This window comes from Nocardia sp. NRRL S-836, from assembly GCF_001279525.1.
Classification (GTDB): domain Bacteria; phylum Actinomycetota; class Actinomycetes; order Mycobacteriales; family Pseudonocardiaceae; genus Lentzea.
Genome location: NZ_LGDY01000081.1, coordinates 1 through 227, shown reverse-complemented (window position 1 = coordinate 227; position 227 = coordinate 1). Strand labels below are relative to the sequence as shown.

Annotated in this window: 1 rRNA gene; it reads left to right on the top strand. The window is 53.7% G+C overall.

The features are described 5' to 3' along the window. Positions 1-147 precede the first annotated feature (147 nt). Positions 148-227: ribosomal RNA gene (gene rrf / locus ADL03_RS09435) — 5S ribosomal RNA — on the top strand; the annotation flags it as partial.

Genomic DNA, 227 nt, shown 5'->3' with positions numbered 1-227 from the left:
GGAAGATCGGTAACGGTTGGAGCTGACTGGTACTAATAGGCCGAGGACTTGTTACGAAGACGCTACGCATCCACTGTGCGGTTCTGGAAGAACAACCAGAACCGATCGCGACCCTTTGCGGGGTTGCTGGTTGTAATTTCATAGTGTTTCGGTGGTTATAGCGTTGGGGAAACACCCGGTCCCATTCCGAACCCGGTAGTTAAGCCCTTCTGCGCCGATGGTACTGC